General features: G+C 67.3%; 6 protein-coding genes and 1 pseudogene. 3 read left to right on the forward strand and 4 right to left on the reverse strand.

Annotation, left to right across the window (positions count from 1 at the left end; all coding sequences use genetic code 11):
• The 3 genes from DBR20_RS01220 to DBR20_RS01235 all read left to right on the forward strand — a co-directional run.
• A partial coding sequence (locus tag DBR20_RS01220) for an MFS transporter (RefSeq protein ID WP_258223076.1) occupies positions 1–931 on the forward strand: 931 nt, incomplete at its 5' end.
• Between the two features lie 620 nt (positions 932–1,551).
• On the forward strand, positions 1,552–2,460 hold the full coding sequence (gene pdxY / locus DBR20_RS01230) for a pyridoxal kinase (protein ID WP_108264904.1): 909 nt from the start codon (positions 1,552–1,554) through the stop codon (positions 2,458–2,460).
• Complete coding sequence (locus tag DBR20_RS01235; RefSeq protein ID WP_108264905.1) at positions 2,457–3,581, forward strand: prephenate dehydrogenase; 1,125 nt, start codon at positions 2,457–2,459, stop codon at positions 3,579–3,581. The genes pdxY and DBR20_RS01235 overlap by 4 nt, the downstream gene beginning before the upstream one ends.
• Before the next feature lie 165 nt (positions 3,582–3,746).
• Here DBR20_RS01235 and DBR20_RS01240 read toward each other — a convergent pair whose 3' ends face one another.
• The 4 genes and pseudogenes from DBR20_RS01240 to DBR20_RS22015 all read right to left on the reverse strand — a co-directional run.
• Complete coding sequence (locus DBR20_RS01240) at positions 3,747–3,941, reverse strand: hypothetical protein (protein WP_088101408.1); 195 nt, start codon at positions 3,939–3,941, stop codon at positions 3,747–3,749.
• 68 nt (positions 3,942–4,009) lie between these two features.
• On the reverse strand, positions 4,010–5,788 hold the full coding sequence (locus DBR20_RS01245; protein ID WP_108264906.1) for an ABC transporter transmembrane domain-containing protein: 1,779 nt from the start codon (positions 5,786–5,788) through the stop codon (positions 4,010–4,012).
• The gene (locus tag DBR20_RS01250) at positions 5,781–6,377 is read right to left on the reverse strand and encodes a YigZ family protein (RefSeq protein WP_108264907.1); all 597 of its coding nucleotides are present in this window, start codon (positions 6,375–6,377) and stop codon (positions 5,781–5,783) included. The genes DBR20_RS01245 and DBR20_RS01250 overlap by 8 nt, the downstream gene beginning before the upstream one ends.
• A gap of 34 nt (positions 6,378–6,411) precedes the next feature.
• Positions 6,412–7,062 (reverse strand): annotated as a pseudogene (locus DBR20_RS22015) (hypothetical protein); the annotation flags it as partial.

Below are 7,062 nucleotides of genomic sequence, written 5' to 3' on the forward strand. Positions count from 1 at the left end.
GGCCTCGACCTTGTGCGGCATGCTGCTGCTGGGCTTCGCGCCCAATTACGCGATGGTGCTGCTGGCCGCCGCGCTGGTCGGTATTGGTTCGGCGATCTTCCATCCGGAAGCCTCACGTATCGCACGCCTGGCCTCAGGCGGCCGGCATGGCCTGGCGCAGTCGGTGTTCCAGGTGGGCGGCAACTTCGGTACGGCCCTGGGGCCGCTGATCGCCGCAGCGGTGATCGTGCCCTACGGCCAGCATTCCGCGTCGTGGTTTGCCGGTGCAGCGTTGATCGGTATTGCCCTGCTGACCTATGTCGGCCGCTGGTATTCGATGCATCTGGGCGCCCCCCGGCCAGCAGCACACGGCGTGATCGCCGCGCGCCATCCGCCGCGCACGATTGCCCGGGTGCTGGCCATCCTGCTGGTACTGATCTTCAGCAAGTACTTCTACATGGCCAGCATCGGCAGCTATTTCACGTTCTACCTGATGCATCATTTCGGCATTCCGGTGGCGCAGGCGCAGTTGCATCTGTTCGCCTTCCTGGTGGCGTCCGCCGCGGGCGGCTTCTTTGGCGGGCCGCTGGGTGATCGTATCGGCCGCAAGCCGATCATCTGGGCCTCGATCTTGGGCGTGGCACCGTTCGCGCTGATGTTGCCGCATGCCGATCTGCTGTGGACCACGATACTGGCGGTGCTGATCGGCTTCGTCCTGTCGTCCGCGTTCTCGGCCATCGTGGTCTACGCGCAGGAAATGATGCCGCATCGTATCGGCATGGTGTCCGGTCTGTTCTTCGGCTTCGCCTTCGGGATGGGCGGCCTTGGCGCAGCAGTGCTCGGCCTGCTGGCCGACAAGACCAGCATCGAATTCGTCTACCAGTTGACCGCGTTCCTGCCGCTGCTGGGCATCGTGGCGGCGTGGTTGCCGCCGTCGAAGCCTGTGCACTGAAGGAGTGTTCTTCTGCAGGGCTGCGCCCTGCACCCGCGGTAGTGCCGGCCGCTGGCCGGCAGCAGCTACAGCTACAGCAACAGCAACAGCGGCACTCCGGGAGATGGCGGGGCACTGTGGGTTTGCGGGGTCGCCGCAAGTACGTCCTTGTAGGCTTGGTCGCCGCATCCATGCGGCTCACACCCCGCAAACCCACAGTGCCCCGCCTTCGACAGTTTTCCGGTGGCCAGTAGATCTACGCCATGCGCGGATGAATCTCCATCGAAATCGAATATTTGGACAATTGAATGTAGAACATCCACGCATGGCGTGGACCTACCGTGTCGACCAAGGTCGACACCCACCAAGAGCAGGCCATGCCATTCCGGCAGATCGAAGAAATCTGTCGAAGGCGGGTTGGGTCCGGTTGCGGGGGCGTGAGCGCCATGGATGGCGCGACCGAGCCTCCATGGACGGATTTACGGCGTCCCCCGCAACCGGACACAACCCGCCATCTCACGGATAGCCCGCTGTTGCTGTTGTCGTTGCAGTTGCTGTTGAGGTTGCCGGCCAGCGGCCGGCACTACCGTGGGTGCAGGGCGCAGCCCTGCCGAAAACCCCCTTGGGCGTAGAATGCGGGCATGAGCGAATCCCTCGACAACCACTTGGTCCACGGCCGCCGCCAGCGGCCCGACGGCCCTTCGCCGATCGATGTCATTTCGGTCCAATCGCAACTGGTCTACGGCCACGCCGGCAACAGCGCCGCGCTGCCACCGATGCGCGCGCTCGGCGTGCGCGTGGCCTCGATCCCGACCACGCTGCTGAGCAATGCGCCGTTCTACGAGACTACCCGTGGCCGTGTGCTGCCCAGTGACTGGTTCGCCGACCTGCTGCTTGGCACCCGCGAACGGGGTCTTCCGCAACGGGCGAAGATGCTGGTGTCCGGCTACTTCGGCAGCGCCGCCAACGGTGCCGCATTCGCCGATTGGCTGGACGAGATCCTGCCGGCATGCCCGCAGCTGCGTTACTGCCTGGACCCGGTGATCGGCGATACGCACACCGGTCCCTATGTGGAGCCGGGCCTGGAGGCGATCTTCGCTGAGCGCTTGCTGCCACATGCTTGGCTGGTCACCCCGAACGCCTTCGAACTCGGGCGACTGACCGGCATGCCGGCGCTGGTCGAGGCCGATGCCATCGCCGCCTCGCATGCGCTGCTGGCACGCGGTCCGCAGTGGGTGCTGGCACACAGCGTCGGCGGCAATCCGGGCGAGCTGGTGACGCTGGCTGTCGGTCGCGAGGAAACCTGGCGCTGGACTTCGCCGCTGCTGCCGGTCGACGTGGCCGGTACCGGCGATGTGCTGATGTCGCTGATGGTGTCCTTCCTGCTGCGCGGTGAGCCGATGCAGATGGCCATCTCGCGCGCCATCGCCGGCACCCATGCGGCGCTGGAGGCAACCCTGGCCCATGGTTTCGAGGAGTTCGACGTGATCGCAGCCGCACCGGCGGCCCTGGCCGACGGGATGCGCTTCCGCGCCGAACGACTGGCATGAGCGATCTGCACGAACGCACGCCGCGCACGGTTGGCATCGTCGGCAGTGCCGGCGCCTACGGGCGCTGGCTGACCCGGTTCTTCGAACAGCACATGCAGGTGCAGGTGATCGGCCACGATCCGGCCGACCCGGGCTCGCATGCGCCGGAGCAGTTGCTGGAACAGGCTGATGTGCTGGTGTTCTCCGCACCGATCCGGCACACGTCCGCATTGATTGCCGAGTACACGCGCCTGTCGGCTGGCCGCGAGCAGGAACGCTTGTGGCTGGATGTGACCTCGGTGAAGGAAGCGCCGGTGCAGGCGATGCTGGCCTCGCGCGCCGAGGTGGTGGGCCTGCATCCGATGACGGCGCCGCCCAAGGCGCCGACTCTGAAAGGCCGGGTGATGGTGGTCTGCGAGGCGCGCCTGCAGCATTGGCGGCCCTGGGTGGACGCGGTGTGCCTTGCGCTGCAGGCAGAGTGCGTACGGGCCACGCCGCAGCACCATGACCAGATGATGGCGCTGGTGCAGGCGATGGTGCATGCGACCCATCTGGCCCAGGCGGGTGTGCTGCGCGAGTACCAGCCGCAGTTGGGCACGCTGGCGGCGATGCTGCCGTATCGATCTGCTTCGTTCGAACTGGATACGGCGATCATCTCGCGGATCCTGTCGCTGAATCCGGCGATCTATGAAGACATCCAGTTCGGCAATCCCTATGTGGCGCCGATGCTGCAACGGTTGATCGGCCAGTTGCAGACACTGCAGGCGCAGGTCGGGCAGGGCGATGACGCTGCGCGTGGCGCGTTCCGTGAGCACCTGCTGGGGGCGAACAGGAGCGCGTTCGGCGATCAGGCGCTGGCTGCGGGAAATTACACCTTCGAGCGCGTCGGCTATCTGCTGGCCGACCTGACCGAGCGCAACGCCCTGTCGGTGCATCTGCCTGAAGACCGCGCGGGTTCGTTGCGCGAACTGCTCAACGTGTTCGAGCAGCATGGCATCAGCCTGGCCTCGATCCATTCCTCGCGCACGCCCGCCGGAGAGGTGCATTTCCGCATCGGTTTCGTGGCAGGCAGCGAGCTAGGGGCTATCGCCGCCGCCGCCGCCGAGGTGGATGCCAGCGGGATCGGCCGGGTGCTCGCATAGAACATTCATCCACAGGGCGTGTGGATGGCTTCTGCGCAAACATGTGGATAACCTGCTGCAGGCCTTGGCAGGAAAGGCTGTCAAGATGGTTGGTCAAAAAATGACCAACCTTTTTTGATGGAGCCAACGGTGGAGCGGAGCCTGGCTCGGCGCTACAGCGGACCGTTAGATCGACAACCTGACTTCACCACCGCTGGTGGTGAATTCGCGGCCGTTGCGCACCAGCTGGCGGCCGTCGTCGAGTTCATAACGCGGCGTCGTCTCGGAGCCGTGCCCGCTGCCGCTGGCCTCGGGCTTGAACTCGATGATGATGTGGCTTTCGCCATTGCTGTCGACAGCAGGGAACTGACGGAACGACATGATTGACCTCCTTCAGTGGTTCTTTGCAACGCCGTCAGAGTGATCCGACCGGTGTTAGCCGGCCGTCATCAATCGATGAACTGCAGGCGTGCAAGCTCGGCATACAGGCCGCCTTCAGCCAGCAGCTCCGCATGCGTGCCCTCGGCCACGATGCGACCGTGGTCCATCACTACGATGCGGTCGGCCTTCAGCACGGTCGCCAGCCGGTGGGCGATGACCACCGTGGTGCGCCCGGCCATCAATCGTTCCAGTGCCTGCTGCACGCCGTGCTCGCTCTGCGCGTCCAGCGCACTGGTGGCTTCGTCGAGCAGCAGGATCGGTGCGTCCTTCAGCAAGGCACGGGCGATTGCCACGCGCTGCTGCTGGCCACCGGACAGGCGGGCACCGCGCTCGCCCAGTTCGCTGTCGTAGCCCTCCGGCAGCGCACGCAGGAAGGCGTCGGCCTCAGCGGCGCGGGCTGCATCTTCCACCTCAGCGTCGCTGGCCTCCAGCCGGCCATAGCGGATGTTGTCGCGTGCGCTGGCGGCGAACAACGTCGGCTGCTGCGGCACAAGCGCAAGCTGCGCGCGAAGCGCGGCCGGATCGACGTCGCGCACGTCGATGCCGTCCACGCAGATGCGGCCGGCGGCCGGATCGTGGAAGCGCAGCAGCATCGACAGCACCGTGCTCTTGCCGGCGCCTGACGGGCCGACCAGAGCGACGGTTTCACCCGGTCGCACGTGCAGATTGAAATGGTCCAGTGCGGCCTGGTCCGGTCGCTGCGGGTAGTTGAACACCACGTCGTCGAAGTGGATTTCGCCACGCAGCGGCTGCGGCAGCGCACGCGGCGTGGCCGGCGCACGGATCTCGATGTCTTCCTGAAGCAGCTCGCCGATGCGGCCCATGCCGCCGGACGCGCGCTGCAGTTCATTCCACACTTCGGCCAGCGCACCGACCGAACCGCCGCCGATCAGTGCGTACAGCACGAACTGGCCCAGCGTACCGGCGCTGAGGCGCCCGTCGATGACGTCGTGCGCGCCCAGCCACAACACACCGACAATCGCGCCGAACACCAGCAGGATGGCGCTGGCGGTGACCAGCGACTGCGCACCGATGCGCCGACGCGCGGCACGGATCGCATCGCCCAGCGCATGATCGAAACGGCCGCGCTCATAGGGCTCGCGCGCATGCGCCTGCACGGTGCGCACCGCGCCCAGCGTTTCGCTGGCCAGGCTGTTGGCATCGGCGATGCGGTCCTGGCTGCTGCGCGCGATGGTGCGCAGCTTGCGCGCGCCGATGATGATCGGCAGCACCGCCAGCGGGATGCCGAGCAGCGACCAGGCGGCCAACCGCGGGCTGGTGACGAACAGCATCGCCAGGCTGCCGACCACGGTGACGCTGCTGCGCAGCGCCACGGACATGGTCGAGCCGACCACGCTGCGCAGCAGTTCGCTGTCGGCGGTCAGGCGCGAAACCAGTTCGCCGCTGCGGCTGCGGTCGTGGAAGCCGGCGCCGAGCTGGATCAGGTGCGCGTAGAGACGGCTGCGCAGATCCGCCACCACCTTCTCGCCGAGCAACGAAACAAAGTAGAAACGCGCGGCCGTCGCCAACGCCAGCACCACCGCGACCAGCATCAGCAGCGCAAAGGCACGGTTGATCTGGCCACCGCTGCTGAAGCCGTGGTCGATCATCTGCTTCACGGCCGGCGGCAGGCTCAGCGTCGCCGCCGAAGAGACGGCCAGGGCCAGCAGCCAGGCGCTGAACAAGCCGCTGTGGCGGCGCACGAACGGCCACAGCGTGCGCAGGCTGCCGAGGCGGCGCAGCGGCGGGGAAGCCGGATCTGTGGCCGGTGCGTCCTTGTCAGTCATCGAGGAGGTCATCTTGGATACGGATACGATCACGGGTGGCGTCGCGCAGGCGGATTTTCAATGCGTCGACTTGGTCTGCGGGCAATTCGACCCGCAATCTCACGCCATTGGCATCGAACTGTTCATCGCGCTTCTCGGCGGCATGGGCGGGCAGGGCAGCGTGCAGCGCGCCTAGGTCCTCGAATCCAGCCACCAGCTGCAGCCGCGCCATCGCCACCAAGGGCAGGCGCGGTGCGGTGCGCAGGCATTCGGCAGCGGCGCCGCCGTACGCGCGGACCAGGCCACCGGCACCCAGCTTGATGCCCCCGAACCAGCGGGTGACCACCACCATCACCCGATCGAATCCCTGGCCATCAATGGCTGCCAGGATCGGCCGGCCAGCGGTGCCGGCCGGTTCGCCATCGTCGCTGGAGCGATAGTCCTGGCCGTGCCGGTAGGCCCAGCAGTTGTGGGTCGCATCGGCCACGGCCACCTCCTGCAGAAACGCCAGCGCAGCTGACGCACCCTCGATCGGCGCGGCATGCGCGATGAAGCGGCTGTGCTTGACGTCCAGGGTGTGGCTGACCGGTTGGGCGAGGGTATCGGGCATCCCCTTCATTCTACGGGCTTGCCGCCGACGTGCTTCAGTCGTCCAGCAATGGCCGCACATCCTTTGGCAGGCGCGCCTCGGGATAGGTCTGCAGGTAACGCTCCAGGCTCGCCCGGGCCAGGTCGCGCTGGCCGGAATCGCGACGCTCGCGGATCTTCTGCAGCCATTGTCGGCGGGGCAGCCCGGCGTCGGCCTGCACTTCGGCCTGTACGGCCTCCGCGCTGAGGCCTGCGTCGCTGGCGCGGCGCATGACACCAGGCGCGGTTCTGCCGGCCGCGTCCTGCTTGCTCGCGGTGAGCGCGATGCGGTCTTCGGCCGTGGCCGGCGCGGAGGACATTGATTCCGCCGTCGCCGCAGTGGCCTTGCGCGCCCGCATCGCCGCAGCAGGAACCGCAGGCGCGGCTGCCGGCGCGGGCGCAGGCGCCGGATAGGCTTCCGGTGCGGGTGGTGCTGCCGCAGGCATCGGAGGCGCGGCAAAGGCGGTGTCGGCTGCGGGCGCAGGTGGCGGTGCCGGCGCCATCATCGGAGCAGGCAACTGCCGAGCTGCGGCGGGCGCGGGTTTCGGCACGTCTGCGATGGCCGCTGCCGAAGCAGGTGCTGCCTCAGCGGCCGCAGCTGCAGGTGCGGCTGTCGGTGCAGGTGCCGGTTCGTTGGCCGCGACATCGGCGGCCGCGCTGTCGTAGGC

It is taken from the genome of Stenotrophomonas sp. HMWF023, from assembly GCF_003060985.1.
In the GTDB taxonomy this organism is placed as follows: Bacteria; Pseudomonadota; Gammaproteobacteria; order Xanthomonadales; family Xanthomonadaceae; genus Stenotrophomonas; species Stenotrophomonas lactitubi.